This window comes from Halomonas sp. TD01, from assembly GCF_923868895.1.
In the GTDB taxonomy this organism is placed as follows: domain Bacteria; phylum Pseudomonadota; class Gammaproteobacteria; order Pseudomonadales; family Halomonadaceae; genus Vreelandella.
The window spans coordinates 4,083,113-4,105,472 of sequence record NZ_OV350343.1; the positions used below are offsets into that span (position 1 = coordinate 4,083,113).

The 22,360-nt window shown below is 52.5% G+C and carries 20 protein-coding genes and 1 tRNA gene; 11 read left to right on the top strand and 10 right to left on the bottom strand.

The genetic code is table 11. The features are described 5' to 3' along the window. Window positions 1-156 precede the first annotated feature (156 nt). Together L1X57_RS18480 and L1X57_RS18485 are read left to right on the top strand one after the other, a co-directional pair. A complete protein-coding gene (locus L1X57_RS18480; protein WP_039868776.1) occupies window positions 157-1,224 on the top strand; it encodes an efflux RND transporter periplasmic adaptor subunit in 1,068 nt (355 codons plus the stop codon). Next, entirely contained in the window at window positions 1,224-4,364 is a 3,141-nt protein-coding gene (locus tag L1X57_RS18485) for an efflux RND transporter permease subunit (RefSeq protein WP_009722657.1), read from the top strand. The genes L1X57_RS18480 and L1X57_RS18485 overlap by 1 nt, the downstream gene beginning before the upstream one ends. 112 nt (window positions 4,365-4,476) lie before the next feature. Here L1X57_RS18485 and L1X57_RS18490 read toward each other — a convergent pair whose 3' ends face one another. After that, entirely contained in the window at window positions 4,477-4,905 is a 429-nt protein-coding gene (locus L1X57_RS18490) for a DUF3617 domain-containing protein (protein WP_039868775.1), read from the bottom strand. Window positions 4,906-5,103: 198 nt separating this feature from the next. On the opposite strand from L1X57_RS18490, the gene L1X57_RS18495 reads away from it, so the two are divergent. Next, window positions 5,104-5,313, top strand: coding sequence for a CPXCG motif-containing cysteine-rich protein (locus L1X57_RS18495; protein WP_009722655.1), 210 nt, complete (start codon window positions 5,104-5,106; stop codon window positions 5,311-5,313). Window positions 5,314-5,324: 11 nt separating this feature from the next. Here L1X57_RS18495 and L1X57_RS18500 read toward each other — a convergent pair whose 3' ends face one another. From L1X57_RS18500 to L1X57_RS18515, 4 genes are all read right to left on the bottom strand, one after another. Next, window positions 5,325-6,167, bottom strand: coding sequence for an ABC transporter permease subunit (locus L1X57_RS18500; RefSeq protein ID WP_009722654.1), 843 nt, complete (start codon window positions 6,165-6,167; stop codon window positions 5,325-5,327). After that, complete coding sequence (locus L1X57_RS18505) at window positions 6,167-7,075, bottom strand: ABC transporter permease subunit (RefSeq protein ID WP_009722653.1); 909 nt, start codon at window positions 7,073-7,075, stop codon at window positions 6,167-6,169. Before L1X57_RS18505 ends, L1X57_RS18500 begins: the two co-directional genes overlap by 1 nt. Before the next feature lie 31 nt (window positions 7,076-7,106). Continuing rightward, a complete protein-coding gene (locus L1X57_RS18510) occupies window positions 7,107-8,291 on the bottom strand; it encodes an ABC transporter ATP-binding protein (RefSeq protein WP_009722652.1) in 1,185 nt (394 codons plus the stop codon). Window positions 8,292-8,384: 93 nt separating this feature from the next. Continuing rightward, window positions 8,385-9,488, bottom strand: a complete 1,104-nt coding sequence (locus L1X57_RS18515) for a polyamine ABC transporter substrate-binding protein (protein WP_009722651.1) — start codon at window positions 9,486-9,488, stop codon at window positions 8,385-8,387. A gap of 343 nt (window positions 9,489-9,831) precedes the next feature. Here L1X57_RS18515 and ahpC point away from each other — a divergent pair, with 343 nt between their 5' ends. Both ahpC and ahpF read left to right on the top strand, forming a co-directional pair. Then, window positions 9,832-10,395, top strand: coding sequence for an alkyl hydroperoxide reductase subunit C (gene ahpC / locus L1X57_RS18520; RefSeq protein ID WP_009722650.1), 564 nt, complete (start codon window positions 9,832-9,834; stop codon window positions 10,393-10,395). Between the two features lie 197 nt (window positions 10,396-10,592). After that, window positions 10,593-12,149, top strand: a complete 1,557-nt coding sequence (ahpF, locus tag L1X57_RS18525; protein WP_009722649.1) for an alkyl hydroperoxide reductase subunit F — start codon at window positions 10,593-10,595, stop codon at window positions 12,147-12,149. Between the two features lie 121 nt (window positions 12,150-12,270). On the opposite strand, the gene L1X57_RS18530 is transcribed toward ahpF, so the two are convergent. From L1X57_RS18530 to hemA, 5 genes are read right to left on the bottom strand one after another with little or no spacing between them, the layout of a single operon-like run. Next, the gene (locus L1X57_RS18530; RefSeq protein ID WP_009722648.1) at window positions 12,271-13,026 is read right to left on the bottom strand and encodes a HesA/MoeB/ThiF family protein; all 756 of its coding nucleotides are present in this window, start codon (window positions 13,024-13,026) and stop codon (window positions 12,271-12,273) included. A gap of 4 nt (window positions 13,027-13,030) precedes the next feature. Beyond that, window positions 13,031-13,531 carry an Lrp/AsnC ligand binding domain-containing protein gene (locus L1X57_RS18535; protein WP_039868705.1) on the bottom strand — a complete coding sequence of 167 codons (501 nt, stop codon included), beginning with the start codon at window positions 13,529-13,531 and terminating at the stop codon, window positions 13,031-13,033. 34 nt (window positions 13,532-13,565) lie between these two features. Continuing rightward, window positions 13,566-14,426 carry a peptide chain release factor N(5)-glutamine methyltransferase gene (gene prmC, locus L1X57_RS18540; protein ID WP_009722646.1) on the bottom strand — a complete coding sequence of 287 codons (861 nt, stop codon included), beginning with the start codon at window positions 14,424-14,426 and terminating at the stop codon, window positions 13,566-13,568. Further along, window positions 14,426-15,514 (bottom strand): peptide chain release factor 1, encoded by a 1,089-nt coding sequence (prfA, locus tag L1X57_RS18545; protein ID WP_009722645.1) that lies wholly within the window; start codon window positions 15,512-15,514, stop codon window positions 14,426-14,428. The genes prmC and prfA overlap by 1 nt, the downstream gene beginning before the upstream one ends. Further along, the gene (hemA, locus tag L1X57_RS18550; RefSeq protein ID WP_009722644.1) at window positions 15,511-16,821 is read right to left on the bottom strand and encodes a glutamyl-tRNA reductase; all 1,311 of its coding nucleotides are present in this window, start codon (window positions 16,819-16,821) and stop codon (window positions 15,511-15,513) included. Before hemA ends, prfA begins: the two co-directional genes overlap by 4 nt. A 243-nt stretch (window positions 16,822-17,064) precedes the next feature. Between hemA and L1X57_RS18555 the strand changes: the two genes are divergently transcribed. From L1X57_RS18555 to L1X57_RS18580, 6 genes are all read left to right on the top strand, one after another. Next, entirely contained in the window at window positions 17,065-18,858 is a 1,794-nt protein-coding gene (locus L1X57_RS18555) for a tetratricopeptide repeat protein (RefSeq protein WP_234667839.1), read from the top strand. 54 nt (window positions 18,859-18,912) lie between these two features. Continuing rightward, the gene (gene lolB, locus L1X57_RS18560) at window positions 18,913-19,566 is read left to right on the top strand and encodes a lipoprotein insertase outer membrane protein LolB (protein ID WP_009722642.1); all 654 of its coding nucleotides are present in this window, start codon (window positions 18,913-18,915) and stop codon (window positions 19,564-19,566) included. Between the two features lie 17 nt (window positions 19,567-19,583). Continuing rightward, complete coding sequence (ispE, locus tag L1X57_RS18565) at window positions 19,584-20,444, top strand: 4-(cytidine 5'-diphospho)-2-C-methyl-D-erythritol kinase (protein WP_234667841.1); 861 nt, start codon at window positions 19,584-19,586, stop codon at window positions 20,442-20,444. Between the two features lie 31 nt (window positions 20,445-20,475). Next, window positions 20,476-20,550, top strand: a tRNA-Gln gene (locus L1X57_RS18570). Between the two features lie 58 nt (window positions 20,551-20,608). Continuing rightward, on the top strand, window positions 20,609-21,550 hold the full coding sequence (locus L1X57_RS18575; RefSeq protein ID WP_009722639.1) for a ribose-phosphate pyrophosphokinase: 942 nt from the start codon (window positions 20,609-20,611) through the stop codon (window positions 21,548-21,550). 96 nt (window positions 21,551-21,646) lie between these two features. Beyond that, window positions 21,647-22,288, top strand: coding sequence for a 50S ribosomal protein L25/general stress protein Ctc (locus L1X57_RS18580; RefSeq protein WP_009722638.1), 642 nt, complete (start codon window positions 21,647-21,649; stop codon window positions 22,286-22,288). Window positions 22,289-22,360 lie beyond the last annotated feature (72 nt).

The window sequence follows — 22,360 nt, forward strand, 5'->3', positions numbered from 1 at the left end:
AACAGGTAAATAGCACCAAATTACTGTACATTAAAAATAAGCTGTACAAATAATGTATATTTATTTAACAAAATATCACTGTTCGAACTTTCGCCCTCTGACGCGGCAACTCCCTAGATGGTATTACTAGGCATTTTTGATAACACTGAGACGCCCATGCTTGCTTGTAAACGTATCTTTTTCTTTTGGTTGTTTACCCTGATGTGGGTTAGCCCTCTGTTGGCACAGTCTTCTCCTTCTGTTATTGGGCACTACGCCGCCATGACAACCTGGTCTGATCCACTTGAAGCGTTAGGCACACTAAGTGCTGACGAGAGCGTGACGCTTTCCACCACGGTTACTGACATCATTGCCGAGATAAACTTTGAAGATGGTGAACAGGTAGAACGTGGACGGCTCCTGATTCGACTAGAAGATGCTGAAGAGCAAGCGCTGCTGAGGGCGGCTCAAGCGCTTAGTGATGAACGTCGCAACGCATTGGCCCGGGCAACCCAGCTGCAACAGCGCAACCTTGCCCCCCGTGCTGATGTAGAAGATACCCAGGCGCGTTTACGCCAGTCACAGGCCGACGCACAAGCATTAGAAGCCAGGTTGTCAAATTATCGCTTACATGCCCCTTTTAGCGGGCGTGTTGGCTTTCGCAATGTCAGTATCGGCGCATTAGTGACGCCCGGCATGGCGCTTGTCACACTTGATAAGTTAGACATTATGAAGCTCGATTTTACGGTACCAGAAGTATTTTTGGGGCGTTTGTCCACTGGCCTCAAGCTGAGTGCCACTACGGCGGCGTTTCCAGATGATGTCTTCAGCGGCGAAATTGCCAGCATCGGTACCCGTATTGATCCTATTACCCGTAGTGTTAGCGTTCGCGCTGAACTGGTAAATCCGGGGCTGCGTCTTCGTCCTGGCATGTTGATGGAAGTCGTGGTTCAGCAGCGAGTTCGCAACACCCTGGTACTTCCTGAAGCGGCTATCGAACCCAGTGGCAACCGCCACTTTGTGATGTTGATTGACCAGCAGGGCGATACGCCTCGCCTAGAGCGCAGAGAAGTCGTGATTGGCGAACGACGAAGCGGTGAAGTAGAGGTACTTAATGGTATTAGTGCCGGCGACCTAATCGTGATTCACGGGTTACAACTCGCTAGGGATGGTCAAGAAGTCCGGTTGCTAGGCATCGCTGATGAAGAAACGGATATTCGCTCGCTGCTAGAGGCTGATCGCTAATGCGTTTATCCGACATTTCAGTTCAACGCCCGGTGTTAGCGATGGTTATTGCAGCACTGATTATCGCGTTTGGTTTGCTGGCACTGAACCGCCTACCATTACAAGAATACCCAACGGTTGATCCTCCCATCGTTAGTATTGATACCCGCTATCCTGGCGCATCAGCAAGCGTGGTAGAAACACGCATTACCCAAGTGCTGGAAGACCGTATCGCCGGGGTAGAAGGAATTGAGTTGATTACATCGCAAAGCGAAGATGGTCGTTCGCGAATTGAAATCGAGTTCTCCCTTTCGATGAATATCGACGCTGCTGCTAACGATATCCGCGACCGTATCTCCGGGGCACTGCGCAATCTTCCAGACGATGCCGATAATCCAGAGGTCACTAAAGCCGACAGTAGTGAAACTATTGTGATATGGCTAAGCCTCTCCGGTGCGGATTACTCGATTACCGAACTGACCGATTACGCCAACCGTTTTCTGGTTGACAGCCTCTCAGTGCAGCCTGGCGTGGCAAGGGTGCGTGTAGGCGGTGGGCGTGATTACGCGATGCGGGTTTGGTTAGACCGCAATGCACTCGCAGCACGAGGGTTAACCGTCGGCGATATCGAGGAGGCACTGCGTGCTGAAAATGTTGAGCTGCCAGCTGGCTCAATTGAGTCTGAGGATCGCCAGTTTATCGTTCGTTTGCCGCGCAGTTTTGCGACCGCTGATGATTTTCAGCAGATTGCATTAATTGAAGGTAGTAACGGTTATCTGGTGCGTCTGGGTGATGTCGCCCGTGTCGAAATAGGCTCGGTAGAAGACCGCTCGGTGTTTCGTGCCAATGGGATTCCCATGGTGGGGCTGGGCATGATAATGCAATCAACCGCCAATGTGGTTGAGCTATCAGATGCTGTTCAACAGGAGCTTAAACGGCTTCAAGGTACTCTGCCGGAAGGCATGTCCCTAAGCCTCAACTATGACGCCTCGGTGTTTGTTTCCGGTGCCATCGAGCAGGTAGTGATGACGTTGTTTATCGCCATGGGACTGGTCGTCGTGGTGATTTTCTTGTTTTTGGGCAATCTACGTACGACGCTGGTGCCTGCAGTGACAGTCCCTATCGCCGTCATTGGGGCATTTACCGCCCTAGCTGCCATGAACTTTTCGATTAATCTGCTTACGCTATTGGCGTTGGTGCTGGCAATAGGGCTGATTGTCGATGACGCAATTGTGGTACTTGAGAACATTAACCGGCGTATGCACGACTATGGAGAAACACCGCTGGTCGCAGCATTTCGAGGCACACGGCAAATCGCCTTCGCGGTGATTGCCACCACGCTGGTTCTAGTGGCGGTTTTCGTCCCGCTCAGTATGCTGCAAGGCGATATTGGCCGGCTATTTTCAGAATTCGCACTTACCATGGCGGCGGCGGTTGTTGTCTCAACACTCTTAGCCCTCACCCTTACACCAATGATGGCTTCTAAGATTCTAAAGCCAGGCATGCACGATAGCCGTATTGGTCAAGGCGTACAGTGGCTGCTGAGTGGCACCCAACGCCGTTACCAGAGCGCATTAGAAATCGTACTAACGCTTAAATGGCTGGTCGTCGCACTGTTTTTCTTGTTGATAGCCGCTACCGCTTGGCTGGCAACCGAGCTGCCTAATGAATACACCCCGCAAGAAGATCGTGGCAATTTCATTGTCCTTGTCAATGGCCCAGAAGGCGCAACGTTTGACTACATGATGGACTATATGGACGAGATAGAGGCCCGGCTGACACCTTTTGTAGACAGCGGAGAGCTTGAACGTATTGTGGTTCGTGCTCCGCGCGGTTTCGGTAATATCGAAAATTTCAACAGCGGCTTTATTATCGTCAACATGGCCGATTGGGGCAGCCGGCGTAGCGCCTGGGAAATCATGGCCGAGGTGCGTCAGCAGTTGCGCACGCTACCGGGTGTTCAAGCCTTTCCCGTTATGCGGCAGGGCTTTGGGCAACGCACGCAAAAGCCTGTGCAATTCGTACTCGGGGGAGGTACTTACGAAGATTTAGCGCGCTGGCGAGATACGCTGGTTACTCACGTTCGTGAAAATAACCCACGTATTACCGCTATCGAAAGTAATTATGATGAGACACAGCCCCAGCTACGTGTTGATATCAACTATGAACGCGCCGCGGCGCTAGGCGTCACTGTCACGGAGATAGGCCGGACGCTAGAAGTGCTGCTAGGTGGGCGCAACGTCACTCGCTATGTGGATGATGGTGAAGAGTACGATGTCATCCTGGAAGGTGACCGCAGCGGTCAAAAAAGCCCTGCTGCGCTAAATAATATTCAGGTTCGTTCAGCACGCTCAGGAGAACTCATTCCACTGGCAAGTCTGGTAGCCCTGTCTGACTTCGCTGGTGCCAGCACGCTGAACCGCTTTGATCGCGTTCGTGCCATTACCATTGAAGCCAATCTAGCCGATGGTTATCCCCTGGGTGAGGCGCTGGAGTACTTACAACAAGCCTCCGACAACGTACTGCCTGAAGAGGTACAAACGAACCTTGCTGGACCTTCACGCGATTTCCAACAGGCCAGTGGCGCCACTATGTTCTTATTAGTGCTGGGTGCCGTGGTGGTTTTCCTGGTACTCGCTGCTCAGTTTGAAAGCCTAATTCACCCATTTGTTATTATGCTGACCGTCCCGTTAGCCATGAGTGGCGCACTGCTTGCATTGCTGCTAAGCGGACAGTCGCTCAATATCTACAGCCAAGTAGGCTTAGTACTGCTGATTGGCCTTGCGGCTAAAAACGGCATTCTGATTGTTGAGTTTGCCAACCAGCTACGCGACGAGGGTCAGGCGTTTCGCTCTGCCTTGGTTGAAGCGGCGGTGACACGCCTGCGGCCGATTCTAATGACAGCAGTCACTACGATGGCGGGCGCGATACCGCTGATACTATCAAGCGGCCCAGGAGCGGAGTCACGACTAGTCATCGGCACCGTCATTATAGCGGGCGTCGGTTCTGCGACGATGTTTACCCTGTTTGTAGTACCCGTGGCTTATGACCTGCTTGCACGTTACTCAGGCTCGCCAGGGGCAGTTAAGCGCCAGCTAGAAGAGGAAATAGCCAGCGCCCCTACCGCTCACCATACGCCGCTGAATACTCCCGAGCGTTAACTTTGGCCATTAGGAAACGGTACAAAGCGCTATCACTCACCCCTCACACCAAGCAAAAGGCGCCACACGGGCGCCTTTTGTTTCAGGTCATGAAGATACGCTAACTGACGCCTTAATCGCAGTTACCAATACGCTCGCCTTCAATCACTGTATTCATGGTCAGCTCACCCATCGGCGACTGAGTGAATATATCCACGTTGCCTTCGATCTGCTCACCCATAAAACGCATTTCGCCGTCGATAGTCGCTTCACCCCCATCGGCACGGCAAACCATGCTGTAGGAAAGGCCATCGGCGTTCATATCCTGGTTGAGCAGCTCGCAGCCCTCTTCCTCTTCAATAAAGCCAAACTCAGCACTATCCAGCTCTTCTTGGGTAATGCACTGACGCTCGGTCTCCGTTTGATCCGGAATTTGCATGTCGCCACTCATGCTGGTCACGCTGACAAACTCCCACTCGCCAGGCGTGACGTTAGGGGTTTCTGCCTGAGCGACCATCGGGAAGGCCAAAAAGGCCGCTACTGCCATGTGTCGTATCATCATCGCACTCATCTCTAGGTGGCTTTAAGGAATACGTTATCATCCTACCTGATTCATTACTCACATGTCCTACCAGGCGGGCCCGCTGCTACACTATTATCTTAGAAGGGCTGTATTCAGAACGGTTGTCTTTAGAACGGTTATCTCCCAAGCTGATATTTCCAGAACCAGTATTAGCAATTACATTAAGGGGAAACGGCCATGCAGGATGACGCGCTAGTAAATCATGACTTTTACTGCCCCTACTGCGATACACCACTCACTTTCCTGATCGACACCTCCCAAGGTAGCCACGATACCTGGGAGGATTGTCACCAATGCTGCGCACCGATTCAATTACATATCATTGTCTCGCTAATGAGCGGTGAGCTAGAAGCAGTACTTACCGGCCGAGACGACGATGTACTTTAACGCCTTAGTCGCTAAGCGCTCTCAGCTTGGCGCAGCAGCGCTTTTCGTTTTGCTTCACCACGGCGCATGAAGTACCACGCCAATAACGTTGCCAGCGATACCGTCAGAATAATCAGTGTTGCCAGCGCATTGATCTTAGGTGAAACCCCCATACGTACCGACGAAAACACCACCATTGGCAGCGTATTCGCTCCGGGGCCAGAGACAAAGCTGGCAATAACCAAGTCATCCAGTGAAAGAGTAAATGCCAGCAACCACCCCGCTGCTAATGCAGGCGAAATAACCGGCAGCGTAATAAAGAAGAAGGTCTTCACTGGCGGCGAGCCTAAATCCATGGCGGCTTCTTCAATAGAACGATCAATTTCACGCAAACGAGCTGCTACAACCACCGCAACATACGCACTACAAAACGTAGTGTGAGCGATCCAGATAGTGGCCATGCCGCGATCAGCTGGCCAGCCGATCAGTTGAGCCATCTGCACGAACAGCAGTAATAACGATAGTCCTGTGATAACTTCCGGCATCACGAGCGGCGCGGTAACCATGCTCGACAGCGCCGTCTTACCCCTGAAATGACCATAACGAGTCATTACAAAGGCTGCTACCGTTCCCAAGCACACCGCCATACTCGCCGCTAAAAAGGCAATTTTCAGGCTCGTCCATACCGCGGAAAGGATCTGTTGATCACGGAATAGTTCGCCATACCATTGTGTGGAAAATCCCGCCCACACCGTCACTAACCGCGAGGCATTGAAGGAGTAAACCACCAACACCACCATCGGCAAATAAAGAAACAATAGGCCCAACACCAACATCACGGAGGTAAAGCTTGGACGTCGACGCAGTCTCATCATTATTCAAGCTCCCGTGACTGGTAGCGATGGAACCACACAATGGGAATTAACAGCAGCAATAGCATCACCATGGCTAACGCCGAAGCCACCGGCCAATCGCGATTTAAGAAGAACTCTTCCCACAGCACTTTACCAATCATTAGCGTATCGGGGCCCCCGAGCAGCTCAGGGATAACGAACTCACCTACCGCAGGAATAAACACCAGCATAGAACCTGCGATAATTCCCCCCATAGAGAGCGGCAGCGTGACTTTGATAAAGGTATTAAGCTTGCGCGAACCCAAATCAGACGCTGCTTCTAGCAGCGAGTTATCTAACCGTGTTAGATGAGCATAAAGCGGTAGTACCATAAACGGTAGATAGGCGTACACGATGCCGATAATGACAGCAAACTGAGTGTTCATCATGCGTAGCGGAGAATCGATCAGCCCCATTCCCAGCAATAAGTTATTGATCAATCCGCTATTACTTAAAATACCCATCCACGCATAGACGCGAATCAAAAACGACGTCCACGACGGCAGCATCACCAACAGCAGCAGAATAAGCTGCCAGCGCCCAGGGGCACGGGCCATTGCATACGCCATTGGATAGCCAATCAACAGGCATACTGCTGTTGCTACAAACGCGGTTTTTATCGAGCCCCAGTAGGCCGCCACATAGAGAGAATCCGATAACAAAAACAGATAGTTGCCCAAATTCAAAAAGATATTGAGCGTTTGGTCAGCATACTCAACCAGCGGTCCATAGGGCGGAATAGCAATCGCGGCTTCCGAAAGGCTAATCTTTAGGACTAGCGCAAACGGTAACAAAAAGAACAGCGTAAGCCACAGAAGCGGAAGCGCGATAACCGCGCGACGACCTAATTGCAACCGCTTTACGAAGCCTGCAATGCGAGATGGCATCATGATTGGCAATCTCCTGTCAGCCACTGAGACATTAGCGGTTCAGCACGATAGCGCTGTGATCTTCCCAATAGACATAAACACTATCCTCCCAGGTTGGGCGATCACCACGCCGCTCCGTATTGGCCATACTCACTTTGATCATTTGCCCAGAGGCAGTTCGCACGTAATAAAGCGAGTAGCCTCCCAAGTAAGCAATATCGTCAACCTTGCCCGCTTCCCAGTTATACTTTGCGGATGGTTGCTCACGGGTTAACCAGATTTTCTCAGGGCGCAGCGCAGCCCACACACGGCGATCTACCGCCTGGGTGGTAATGCCATGATCAATATAGATCGGTCGAGATAATGCGGGTGATGCAATGCGACAATGGTCCGCAGCGTCTTCGACGATTTCACCTTCGAATAGATTCACCGTACCGACAAACTCCGCCACCATTCGGCTGGCTGGACTTTCATAAATATCGACCGGTGAGCCCACCTGCTCGATCCAACCATCGGCCATAATCGCAACACGGTCCGCCATGGTCATGGCTTCTTCTTGGTCGTGGGTGACCATGATGCAGGTAACACCTACCTGCTCAATGATCTCGACTACCTCGAGCTGCATTTCAGTCCGCAGCTTTTTATCTAGCGCCCCCATCGGCTCATCCAGCAACAGCAGCTTGGGACGTTTGGCCAGCGAACGTGCAAGCGCGACCCGTTGACGCTGCCCGCCGGAAAGCTGATGCGGTTTACGCTTAGCAAAACGTTCCATATGCACTAGTTTGAGCATCTGTGCGACACGCGCATCGACGTCTGCCTTTGTTAGCTTGTCCTGCTTAAGCCCAAAGGCGATGTTTTGCGCTACCGTCATATGGGGAAATAACGCGTAGGATTGAAACATCATATTGATTTGACGCTTATGCGGCGGCATAGAGGTGATATCTTCACCGCCTAGCAGAATCCGCCCTTCGCTGGGCGTTTCAAACCCTGCCAACATGCGCAACAACGTCGACTTGCCTGATCCTGACCCACCTAGCAAGGCGAAAATTTCGCCGCGCTTTACCTGCAAATTAACATCATCGACCGCAAGCGCATCGTCGAAGCGCTTACTTAAGCGCTTTACCTCAAGCACAATATCTTCTGCAAACCTTGGCGTTTTTCCCTGAGCACGCTGAGCAGCGGGAGGAGTTGCCGCAGAAGAGGATGACGGCTCGTTCGACAGGGGCGTAGTGACCATTCGCCACTCCCATCAAAAGGCCCGGAAACCGGGCGTTAAAAAAGTAACAGCGAGCCCAGCATTCGCTTGGCTCGCTGTTAAGCGTTGACTAAATTAACGACCTGATTTGACGCGATTCCAGATACGCGTACGCGCGCGCTGAACATCTTGAGGCTTCTCTACCGCAACGTAGAGGTTTTGCATGACATCCGTTTCAGGATATACGGCAGGATCATTTAGCAACTCATCAGACAGGTACTCATTTGCCGCTGCGTTAGGGTTGGCATAACGCACATATTCACTAATTTCAGCCGCAATTTCCGGCTCTAAAATAAAATTAATAAACGCGTGAGCATTTTCAGTATTTGGGGCATCTGCAGGAACGGCCATCATATCAAACCACAGCGCAGCACCTTCTTTAGGAATGCTGTAGCCAATGGTGAAATCACGACCGGCTTCTTCGGCACGGTCAGCCGCCTGGAAAATATCACCGGAATAACCTGCTGCCACACAAATATCGCCATTTGCTAAGTCGGAAACGTAACGAGACGAGTGGAAATAGGTAATGTTATCGCGGATGTTAGCGATTAGCTCGCCACCCGCTTCAAGATCTTCAATGTTTTCACTCAGTGGACTCAGGCCAAGGTACGCCATAGCAGGAGAAAGCATTTCATCGCCAGAGTCCAGCATGGCTAATCCACAGCCAGCATCACTAAGCTGTTTGGTAATTTCTGGATCAAATAACAGTGCCCAGCTATCAACGGGAGCATCGTCACCTAAGATTTCGGTAACACGGTCAACGTTGTAGCCAAGCCCGTTGGTGCCCCACATATAAGGCACAGAGTACTCACTGCCTTTATCAATGCCCTCCAGATTACTCATTAGCTCCGCATCAAGATTGCCCAGGTTGGGCAGCAACTCATGATTCAGTGGCTGATAAACGCCTGCTTTTAACTGTCGCGTAAAATAATGGGTAGAAGGAACGACAACATCGTAGCCAGAACGGCCTGACAGAAGCGCAGCGTCTAAGATTTCATTGCTGTCATAAACATCATAGGTCACTTCAATACCGGTGCGCTCGGTAAACTTTTCAAGCGTTTCAGGGGCGATGTAGTCGGACCAGTTGTAAACTCGCACTTCATTCGCTTGGGCACTAGCAGCCGCTACGGCAAAAGAGAGGGCCGTAACGGCCACTGAAAGTTTGTGAATATTCCCCATCTCACTACTCCTTATAAAAACCGATATCGCAAAAAATCAAGCCATTAACTGCCAGATTATTCAGACGTCTAGCTTACGCCAAAACATCAGGAACGGCTGTGGCTACTATGCCAGACGAGCGAATTCTGCGGTGCAGCGTCGTCTATCGCAAGCCCATGTGAAAAATTCTTGTATTCTGCTTACCGCGACCCCACTTGTAGAGTAGCCAACTCTCAAAAATACGCACTCATAGCCTATATCTATCATTTAGATGAGTTTTTACAATTTTAGCTATTAGTCGTAGTTGGTTATCATCAGCAACAAGCTTTTCTACTGCCATCCACTTATTTTGGAGACGTTCTAAATGTCCTTGATCAATACTGAAGTAAAACCGTTTAAAGCGACTGCTTACCTGAACGGTGAATTTATCGACGTTACTGAAGCAGACTTGAAAGGTAAGTGGTCTATTTTCTTCTTTTATCCCGCCGATTTCACGTTTGTTTGCCCGACAGAACTTGGCGACCTAGCTGACAACTACGCTGAATTTAAAAAGCTAGGTGTTGAAATCTACAGCGTGTCTACTGACACCCACTTTACTCACAAAGCTTGGCACGACAGCTCTGAGACCATCGGCAAGCTGCAGTACCCGATGATTGCTGATCCGACCCTACAAATTTCCCGCAACTTCGAAGTACTGATCGAAGAAGCAGGCCTTGCAGAGCGTGGCACCTTCGTTGTTGATCCCGACGGCAAAATTCAGATCGTCGAAATTAACGCTGGCAACATCGGCCGCAACGCTGAAGAGTTACTGCGCAAAGTAAAAGCTGCCCAGTACGTTCGTGAGAACCCGAACGAAGTATGCCCAGCCAAATGGAAAGAAGGTGAAGAGACACTTGCTCCGTCTCTGGACCTCGTAGGCAAAATCTAAAGGCCTACTGCTGCCGATTCAGGGTAGCCCCTTAAGGCAGCACGACACCCGGGCATACCCGGGTGTCTTTCTTTGAGTACCCGTGTTAACGCAACCATCGTTTTCCCTATCGCTCTTTCTCATGCTGCGGTCTGTCGACAGCTGCGAGCGTTTTAGGTTGAAAGCTCATTACTGCTGACTGCGAGGAAGCCACTGTCATGCTGGACGCCAATTTAAAAAATCAGTTGAAAGCTTATTTAGAAAAAGTGACTCAACCGTTCGAGATCGTTGCGTCCCTCGATGACGGTGCCAAGTCACGTGAATTGTTAGGCCTGCTCGAAGACATCAGCAGCCTAAGTGACAAGATTACGCTGCAAACTGACGGCCAAGATAATCGCAAGCCGTCATTTGCCATTAACCGTCCCGGCGAAGAAACCGGTGTGGTGTTTGCTGGGATCCCCATGGGGCACGAGTTCACCTCGTTGGTGCTAGCATTGCTGCAAGTGGGTGGACACCCACCAAAAACGTCCAAGGAACTGCTAGATCAAATCAAATCGCTCGACGGCGAAATGCTGTTCGAGACGTATTACTCGCTCTCCTGCCAGAACTGCCCAGACGTGGTTCAAGCGCTCAACTTGATGGCGATTTTCAATCCGAACGTTCGTCACGTGGCGATCGATGGCGCACTGTTCCAAGATGAAGTCGAAGCTCGGGAAATCATGTCAGTTCCCAGCATCTATTTAAACGGCAAACCGTTTGACCAGGGACGTATGACCCTAGAGCAGATTCTAGCCAAGGTGGATACGGGCGCTGCTGAACGGGAAGCGAAACTGCTTAGCGAAAAAGCCGCCTTTGATACGCTGGTGATCGGTGGTGGCCCTGCTGGTGCGTCAGCGGCGATCTACTCTGCTCGTAAAGGAATCAACACAGGCATTGCTGCTGAGCGTTTCGGTGGACAGGTGGCAGACACCATGGGCATTGAAAACTTTATCTCAGTCAGCCATACCGAAGGCCCTAAACTGGTTAGCGCTCTGGAAGAGCATGTTAAAGAGTATGACGTTGACGTCATGAATCTTCAGCGCGCCACGACGTTTAAAGCTGCTGAAAACGAAGGTGATTTACACGAAATAATCTTCGAGTCTGGCGCCAAGCTGAAGAGTAAAACGATCGTACTGGCAACCGGTGCGCGCTGGCGCGAGATGAATGTGCCTGGCGAGCAACAGTATCGCAACAAAGGCGTCGCCTACTGCCCCCACTGCGATGGCCCGTTATTCAAAGGCAAACGTGTGGCTGTGATTGGCGGCGGCAACTCTGGCGTTGAGGCGGCCATCGATTTGGCTGGCATTGTGGGCCACGTCACCCTAGTAGAGTTTATGGGTGAAATGCGTGCAGACGCCGTGCTTCAGAAAAAGCTGAAGAGCCTGCCCAACGTGGACGTTATTTTAAACGCTCAAACCACAGAAGTGGCGGGCGACGGCAGTCGCGTAAACGGCTTAACCTACAAAGATCGCAACACCGATGAGCTTAAAACCATCGCGCTGGAAGGCATCTTTGTTCAAATTGGCTTAGTGCCCAATACAGAGTGGCTGAAAGGCTCACCGATTGAAATGTCGCCCCGTGGTGAAATCATCGTCGATGCTCACGGCATGACGTCGGTACCCGGTGTGTTTGCCGCAGGCGACGTCACGACAGTGCCGTATAAGCAAATCATTATCGCCATGGGAGAAGGCGCAAAAGCATCACTTGGCGCGTTTGATTATTTGATTCGCCACTAATCTGATTCGACATTAACTAGCCTGAGGGGCGGACCCCCTGCCGCCCATTAGGCTGTTTCCTTTGACGTAAAGACCGTGACGTCACGCCCGCTGCCCAGCGGGCGTTTTTTTATCCGTATGGTTAACCAGCGTGACCGCACACGGAGCAAGCAGGGTCACGAGGCACTTGGAAGTGACGCCACTGGCCGCTCAAGCCCTCAAAGGTGGAAAGTCCTTGATGCGGCTTTCCTGCGCCACTCAACAGCTTAAAAGCCTCTATCGCTTGAAAGCAGCCAATCAATCCTACCAGTGGCGCCATTACCCCGCTTTCAGCACAACTCAAGGCTTCATCTTCACTATCGCCAGGAGGATACAGGCACGCATAACAGGGGCAGGCAGGGTTGCGAGGATCAAAGACGGCTAACTGCCCAGAGAAACGAATTGCCGCTCCTGAGACAAGTGGCACACCAGCCTGCTGAGCGGCAGCATTAATCGCATAACGGCTCGAAAAACGGTCCGTACAATCCAACACGACATCTGCTGACGCTACCAGCGCCTTAAGCGCCTCGCCATCGGCGTGCTGTTCCAAAGCAATAACATGGCAATCAGGGTTAAGTGCCTGCATGCTCGCTTTTGCTGACTGCGCTTTATTGGAGCCGATACTCGCCTGCTGGTGAGCGATCTGGCGCTGCAGGTTTGACAACTCTACCGTGTCGGCATCAGCAATAGTGATTTTGCCCACGCCAGCGGCCGCTAAGTAAAGCGCCACGGGAGACCCAAGCCCACCAGCACCGATAATCAGAGCATGAGCATTTCTTAGCCGCTCCTGCCCCTCAATATCAACCTCGGGTAGCATAATTTGGCGGCTATAGCGCAGCAGCGCCTGATCATCCATCATGGAATTACTTATCCTCAAATTCCTCGAAATCGGGTATGTGCAAGTTGAAGCTCTCTTTCACTTCTTCCATTACCACATAGCTTTTGGACTCTTTTACCCCAGGCAGCGTCAGTACTACATCGCCTAGCAGCTGTCGGTAAGCGGACATCTCAGGAATTCGGCATTTCAAAATATAATCAAACTGGCCGGAGACCAAGTGACACTCTTGGATTTGAGGTAGTTTCTCAACCGCCCGACGAAACTCGTCAAACACAGTAGGCGACTGAGTTTCCAGGCTAATCTCCACGAACACTAGCAGATTGGCTTTCAGCGCTTGTGGATCAAGAATGGCTTGATAACCGCGGACAATGCCCGCGCGTTCAAGGCGTTTAACACGCTCTAAACAAGGGGTTGTGGATAAGCCGACTTCAGCGGCAAGGTCGACATAGGAAATTCGCGCATTTTCCTGCAGACAGCGCAAAATTTTAAGATCGATCCGGTCCAGCGTTCTATTTTTTGGTTTCATGGCAGGATCCAATACTGATGAATCAAGGCAGTTATTAAAGGTGACCCAGGGTAACCCGTTCATGGCCTCCAACGTCTTGCACACTTTCAACGTTTTGGAAGCCAGCACGCGCTAACGCAGTACGCACATTGGCCGCTTGAGTATAACCATGCTCCAGGGCAAGCCAGCCGCCTTGGGAAAGATACCCCCGCGCGGTGGTAATCAAATGCAGCAAATCAGCCATGCCGTCAGCATCGGCTACCAACGCCGATAATGGCTCAAAACGTACATCACCCCGGCGTAAATGCGGATCATCGGCAGCGATATAGGGCGGGTTACTAACAATGATATCGAAAACAGTCGTTGGGGAAGGCTGAGCAAAGGCGCTAAACCAATCGCTAACCACGAACTGGGTGTTAACGATCTTCAGTGCTTGAGCGTTGCGCGTTGCAAGCGCCACCGCTTCTGGACGAATATCCGCCCCCATTACCTGCCAGCTAGGTTTTTCGCTGGCAAAAGCAAGCGCAATAGCGCCAGTGCCGGTACCAAGGTCCAGCAATCTTCCCGCCGTCGCCTGGGCATGCATGAGAACAGCTTCCACCAGAGTTTCTGTATCAGGCCGGGGAATCAGCGTTTCTGGCGATGTCGCAAGTCGCAGCCCCCAAAACTCTCGCTCACCGGTCAAATAAGCAACCGGCATTCCCTGGGCACGCGCGGCCACCAACGCATCAAATCGTGCCTGCTCCCAGAGAGGACACTCACGGTCTCCCCAGGTATACAGCCACGTACGGTCATGGCCCGTTGCGTGGCTTAGCAGTGCCTCGGCATCAATTCTGGGAGAAAGCGAACCCACCGCTTGCAGCCGAGTCGTCGCTCGTCGCAAAAGCGCATCGAAGGTCGGAACATCAAAGCTCATTAAGCGTCCTGAAGGGCCGAAAGCTGCTCTGCTTGATATTCGTGAATCAGCGGTTCAATCACATCATCGAGCTGCTCACCGGTAATAATTTCCGTTAGCTTATAGAGCGTCAGGTTAATACGGTGGTCGGTAATCCGGCCTTGGGGAAAATTGTAAGTCCGAATGCGCTCACTGCGATCCCCCGAACCTACCAAGGAGCGGCGGGCATCGGCTTGCTCTTGGCGCTGTGAATCAACCGCATTGCGTTTGAGTTTGGCTGCCAGCAACGACATCGCCTTTGCACGGTTTTTGTGCTGACTACGCTCTTCCTGACACTCCACTACCACACCGGTAGGCAGGTGAGTAATACGAATAGCAGAATCGGTAGTGTTGACGTGCTGACCGCCCGCGCCACTGGAACGATAAGTATCGACGCGCAAATCCGAAGGATTAATATCGATATCGCCCACGTCCTCCACCTCGGGCATAACCGCCACCGTGCAGGCAGACGTATGTATCCGGCCTTGCGACTCCGTCGCTGGCACTCGCTGTACACGGTGCGCACCAGATTCAAATTTCAAGCGCGCGTATACACCGTCGCCTTTCACTCGAGAAATAACTTCTTTGTAACCGCCCTGCTCACCATGACTTGCACTGACGACTTCAACGCGCCAGCCACGTTTTTCAGCATAACGTGAGTACATGCGAAACAGATCACCAGCAAATATAGCGGCTTCATCCCCCCCCGTCCCGGCACGCACTTCCAAGAACACGCCGCGGCCATCGTCGGGGTCTTTGGGCACTAGCAAGCGCTTCAGCTCAATATCCAACGCTTCAAGCTGCTCGCGCCCATCATTGATTTCCATTTCTGCCAGCTCGCGCATTTCAGGGTCGCTGTCGCGGCTTAATTGCACGGCTTCTTCGATGCTTTTTTCTACCTCTCCGTAGCGCTGCCAGGCGGCGACCAGCTCTTCTAATTCAGCGTACTCACGGGAGTAGTCGCGAAAACGCTGCTGGTTATTAATCACCTCTGGATCAGATAGCAACATTGCCAGCTCTTCGAAGCGGTCGGCAAAGCTATCTAGGCGTTGGCGCAAAGTCTCTTTCATGCGGGTGTATCATCCTTCTGGCGTTTTACCGCGGCCACTGGTTGCTCAAAGGCAGGCTTAGCAGGCAGTAGTATATTGGGCGCGGCATTCAGCAATTCGTTATTTTCTTGGGATGCAGCGTCGCGCAAGGCAAGCGTAGGCTGGTGCATTAAACGATTCGCTAGTTGGTGAGCTAAACGTTCAATCACCTTGGCAGGGTCTTCCCCCTTTGCTAACCGTTCAAGGGCTTGCTCACGAGAGTGGTCACGAATGGCCTCACCGTGACGTCGATAGTCGCGAATAAGCTCACCGCCATTACGGATTCGGCGCTCATGCTGCCAACTACCCACCCCATGCTCGATGAGTGATTCTGCCTGATCGGCGGCGACTTGACGGTGACGGCGATTCTCTTCGATGACCTCTTGTAAATCATCAACGGTATAAAGGAAGACATCTGCAAGCTCACCCACTTCTGGCTCAATATCACGCGGTACCGCGATATCCACCATAAACACTGGGCGGTGGCGGCGCTTTTTCAGCGCACGCTCTACCATTCCCTTCCCTAGAATAGGCAGCGGCGAAGCAGTGGAAGATATGACGATATCAGCCTGCTCTAACGCCTCCGGTATTTCTGGCAGCGTAATAGCAGAACCACCCAGCGGTGCAGACACTCGCTCGGCACGTTCACGGGTACGATTAGCTACCGTTAGATGCCGCACACCGGCTTCATGAAGATGACGCGCAACCAGCTCAATAGTTTCTCCCGCCCCGATCAAGAGCGCTCTGGCACGGCTAAAATCATCAAAAATACGGCTAGCCATACTGACAGCAGCATACGCGACCGATACAGGATTTTTGCCAATGCCCGTTTCTGTGCGCACCTGTTTGGCTACCGCGAAGGTGTGTTGAAATAACCGCTCCAATTCGCCACCCAAGCCATTGGCTTGGCGGGCCTGCTGATAAGCATCCTTTAACTGACCGAGTATTTGTGGCTCGCCCAGCACCATAGAGTCTAGGCCAACGGCAACACGCATCAGATGACGCGCAGCATCGTTGTCAAGATAATGGTAGGCGCAGCGGGAAAGATCTTCGACGCGCAAATTATGAAAGCGCCCAAGCCAATCCAGCACGGCATGCTCTCCGGCAGCATCCGTCACGCAATAAAGCTCGGTACGGTTGCACGTCGAAAGCACTGCCGCTTCGCTGATTTGTGGCAGGTTACGCAGTTCCGTCAACGCGCTTTCCAGCTGCGTTGGCGTAAAAGCAACCTGCTCACGTACGGCCACGCTGGCAGTACGATGATTTATTCCCAGGGCAAGAAGCGTCATGCGTTATGCGTCTTCGCTAGTGGATCGGTCGTCACGTCACTTATCGATCTGAATGTTTGGAGCTTGCTATAGCAAGTCTAAAGAGTGGGCAGATACTATGAATAGATACCATGGATTGCGCCACCCCACCTCGTTTTCAAGGTGTAATATCCTATCACAGCACAGCATGTTCTGGCGCACACCACTTTGCCGCAGGCAACCAAGCCGCTATGCTGAGCACTCGGCCACCTGATCGAGAGACGCATGCCCCTTCGCGCGACACTACTGGGTCACCCCCTATCGTTACCGGGTTTACCCCTACTGCCCTTGGCCGCAACGCTACTGATGAGCGGCTGCCAGCTGTCCCCCTCTTCCTTAGAGAAGGGGTTCCAGAATGGTGCTTACGACCCTATGCAGTCAGCACCGCCGATTACGCGCGGACTGGATGCTGAAAGTCTTCGCTCACTGCTGGCTGCAGAACTTGCTGGCCAACGGGGCGATTATCGCTACGCCAGCCAAGGCTACCTGGAAGCCGCTAGACGCTATAGCAATCCCGCGTTAGCCGAGCGCGCCACCTTTGCAGCGCGCTTTGGCAATGATGTTGCGCTGATGGAAGCCTCAGCAATACGTTGGCGTGAACTAGCGCCTCAGGCAGAGCTTCCAAACAGGCTGCTAGCAACACTCTCGTTACAACGGGGAGATTGGCTGGATAGCTTAGAGCAGCGCCTAGCGATCACCCAAGCAGGAGGCAATGGTGAAATAGCCGCTTTTTCTGAAGCTGCTGTGGCCGAAGAGGCACCACTGAACCTGCTAATTCAGCCACTGCGCGATTATCTTGCCCAGCCTAGCGCTCAGCAAAATGAATTTTATAGCGATGTTTTGCTTGGCGCCGCACTGATCGAGTCAGCGCTGGGGCAAACGCGTCAAGCACAACAGCATCTGGATCAAGTAACCCAACTTTCGCCTGAATCTGCCGCTTTGTGGCTTGCTAAGGCACGGCTGGCATTAGAGACAGGAGATCATCGGGGGGCTCAGCGAGCCGCTCAGCAGGGGCTAAACTTAGCGCCTGATGATGTCCGTTTTATATTAATGCTGGCCCAGGCTGAAATTCGTCTGAACAACATTGCCGCTGCGGAAACACAAACCAATACACTGCTAGAAACACATGGTGGTAACGAAGAATTACGTATTGCTCTCGCCCAACTCTATCTGGAAGAAGGCCATAGCGAGCCAGCGTATCGACTACTGCAACCTCTTATTGGCCAGGATCGCGTACCTAATATTGCCTACTTCTTGTTGGGAGCCATTGCTCAATCCCAAGAAGAAGTCGATAACGCGCTGCTTTATTATCGGCAAGTACAAGGCGGCAATGAGTTTCTACCTGCCCGAGCCGCCGCTGCGCGCATGCTGATTGAAAATGATCGCCTGCTAGATGCTCGCGCCATGCTTCGTATTGAGCGAATGCGCCATGACGCCTACTTCGGCGAGCTGGTAATGCTAGAAATACAGCTATTAGATGAATTTAATCTGCAAGAAGATGCGACAGCACTGCTCGATAGAGAGCTCACTCGTACGCCAGATGACACCAACCTGCTTTACCTAAGGGCAATGCGTGCCTGGGAAACGGGCAATATTGAAGCGATGGAACGCGACCTGCGCCAAATACTGCATACCGAACCTGATAATGCAGATGCATTAAACGCATTGGGCTACACGCTTGCTGACCTGAATTTACAGGGGCGTCTTGAAGAAGCGCGTGACTTGATTGAGCGTGCCTATGAAGAAGATCCCAGCAACCCCGCAATACTCGACAGTATGGGCTGGGTCTATTTTCGGCTTGGTAAGCCCAACGATGCACTGGCATGGTTAGAAAGTGCCTACGCACAGATGCCTGATCAAGAAATCGCCGCCCATTTGGCCGAAGTGCTTCATATGCTAGGGCGCAGCGAAGAAGCACGCCAACTTATTGAACGAATTCTTCAGCGGGCAAGCTACCACCCGCAAATTGATGACTTACTTGAGCGCTACCCTGAACTAACACCGTTAAGCGCGCCCTAATACGGCATCCTTATATAAAAGATATTTTACGCAGTATTAACATGGAGCTAGTTTATGTTGACCAATTCCCTGCCCGCGAACCGCTCATCGATATGCAGTCGCTCAACCCGCTTGTTAATGGCCGGTCTTGCGCTATTAGCGCTTGCCGGTTGCGCCACACAAGCCCCTGTTGACGATGGCGGGCGTCAGGCTGGGCAATGGGAACGCCAGCAGGCAGACGTTGAAGCCTTCGATACCTGGACACTCGTGGGTAAAGCAGGGCTTCGCACCCCCCAGGAGAATACCAGCGCTAATCTAGACTGGAATCAACACCCCCACTATTTTCGCATGCTGATCAGCGGCCCCTTTGGCGGCGGACGTAGTGTGTTAGAAGGTCGTGAAGGGCGCTTTTCGCTAACGACGAGTGATGGTCGCTTTGAAGCAGAAACGCCGGAAGCATTAATGGAAGATCAACTTGGCTGGGCACTGCCGGTTCGCGCCATGCCTGACTGGGTACGCGGCCTGCCTGGCTCACATGCCAGCTACCAGTTGGAGACAGACGAACTCGGCTTCCCTAATCATTTACAACAAGATGGTTGGGAAATCGACTACCGTGACTGGGAACAAGTAGAAGGTATGTGGCTACCTCGCCGATTAGTAATGAACTACGGCGACCTGCGTATCACCCTAGTAGTCAATCAGTGGCAATCCACTAACCAGGACTCCTAGGCCAGTAGAGAGATCACATGCCAGCAACAACACCGGCGTTGACACTGCCTGCACCCGCTAAGCTAAACCGTATGCTGCATATCGTAGGCCGTCGCCAAGACGGCTATCACGAGTTGCAAACGCTGTTCCAGCTTATCGATTTGTGCGATTACCTTACTTTCACGCCGCGCAATGACAGCGCTGTTACTCTTTCCAATGCTCTCAGTGGCGTTGCCCACGACGACAATTTAATTGTGCGGGCCGCACACCTATTGCAACAGACAAGCGGCACCCACCAAGGGGTCTCAGTTGCCATCGAAAAGCACCTGCCGATGGGGGGCGGCCTTGGCGGAGGAAGCTCTAATGCAGCGACCACCCTGGTCGGTTTGAATCATTTATGGCAGCTAGGTCTAAGCAATGCGACGCTTGCGGAACTGGGGCTAACACTGGGAGCTGATGTTCCGGTGTTTGTTCACGGTCACAGCGCTTGGGCGGAAGGGGTCGGCGAAAAACTTACTTCTGTCATGCTAGACACCCCCTGGTTCGTGGTAATCCATCCAGGCGTTAGCGTCTCAACACCAGCAATCTTCCAAGACCCAGAATTGACACGCGACAGCCTCCCCATTACTATGGCGCGCGCACTGCAGGGGGGAGCGCCGGAGTGGCGTAACGACTGCGAAGCTATCGTCAAAAAACGCTATCCGCCAATTGCGGAAGCATTGGACTGGCTCACGCAGCATGCACCTAGTCGGTTGACCGGTACCGGCGCCTGTTTGTTTGCGGCTTTCGATTCACAACAAGCCGCGCAAGCCGTCGCACATATGGCAGGTCAACATTGGCATTCATGGGTAGCGCGCGGACTCAACACCTCTCCCCTACAAGATGCTCTGGGCCGCTGAAAGCGCCCGGTCATCGCATTAGGTTTATTGCTGGGGTATCGCCAAGTGGTAAGGCACCGGTTTTTGGTATCGGCATTCCCAGGTTCGAATCCTGGTACCCCAGCCAACCTAATTATGATCTGCGTTTTCTCCCCTGATCCCCAACACTGCAAAGGTGGCTGCGCGTGTCAAAATTGATGGTTTTCACCGGGAATGCCAATCCCGAACTCGCTCAAAAGATTGCCGAGAGCTTAGACAGCCGTATGGGTAATGCTACGGTCGGTCAATTTAGCGACGGCGAAATAGCGGTCGAGATCAATGAGAACGTGCGTGGTAAGGATGTGTTCATCCTGCAATCCACCTGTGCCCCCACGAACGATAACCTGATGGAACTGATCCTGATGGTCGACGCCCTGCGTCGCGCCTCAGCTGCCCGTATTACGGCAGTCGTTCCCTATTTTGGCTATGCACGCCAGGATCGTCGTGTCCGCTCTGCCCGCGTTCCCATCTCAGCAAAAGTTGTCGCTGATATGATGGTAAAAGCAGGTGTTGATCGCGTCATGACGATGGACCTGCACGCTGACCAAATTCAAGGTTTCTTCGACGTACCGGTTGATAACGTTTACGGCTCGCCCATTTTGCTGGACGACATCGAGCGCCAGAACTATGACGATCTCGTTGTGGTTTCCCCTGATGTTGGCGGCGTTGTTCGCGCTCGTGCTATCGCCAAACAGCTGAACGCTGATCTTGCCATTATCGATAAACGTCGCCCCCAGGCCAATCAAGCCCAGGTAATGCACATTATCGGTGAGATCGAAGGCCGCACCTGCGTGGTTGTCGATGACATGATTGATACCGCTGGCACGCTCTGTAAAGCCGGCGAAGCGCTGAAAGATCACGGCGCAGCCCGCGTTGTCGCTTATGCAACACACCCGATATTGTCTGGCCCTGCGGTCGACAATATCACCAACTCGGTGCTGGACGAGGTTGTCGTGACCGACACCATTCCGCTTTCCGACACTGCCCGTCGTAGCGGAAAAATTCGCCAGCTGAGCGTTGCTGGACTCATCGCGGAAGCCATTCGCCGGGTCAGCAACGAAGAATCCGTTAGCGCGATGTTCCATTAATCGCCTAACGTCATAGCCCCCTACTGGGGCCCTGGAAGCGTCGTCGTCTGGTCGCGGACGGCGGCGTTTCCTTACTTAAACTAAGAGGCAAATTAAATGTCTGATTTTATCCTGAAAGCCAGCGTTCGTAACGACCTGGGGAAAGGTGCGAGCCGCCGCCTGCGTCGTGCGAACCAACAAGTACCGGCCGTTGTTTATGGCGGTGAAAAAGGCGCTCAGTCTATCTCTGTAGAAAAAACTGCTTTCTACAAAGCGATTGAAGACGAGTCCTTCTTCTCTTCGGTGATCAAACTGGTCATCGACGGTACTGAAGAGCAAGTGGTTGTTCGTGACCTACAGCGTCACCCGTTCAAACCGCTGCTAACTCACGCTGACTTCTTGCGTGTTGATGCCACTCACGAAATCACCATGAACGTGCCGCTGCACGTCGTTGGTGAAGAGAAGTGTGTAGGCATTAAAGACCAAGGTGGCGAACTGCACACCCTGGCCAACGAAGTCGCCATCAGCTGCTTGCCGAAAGATCTTCCGGACTTCCTGGAAGTTGACATCAGCAACGTTGAGCTGGGCACCACCCTTCACCTGTCTGACCTGACCTTGCCTGCGGGCGTCACGTCTGTTGATCTGTCACACGGTGAAGAGCACGACAACGCCATCCTAAGCATCACCAAAGTAAAAGTACGTGGCGGTGATGACGAAGAGAGCGAAGGTGAAAGCGAAGAAGAGCCCAGCGCTGAGTAAACGTTAGTCACGGTGCTGCCAGCTGATGCTTTTCAGTGCCGCCTGGGCCATGCCTGCATGGCCCAGGGATGA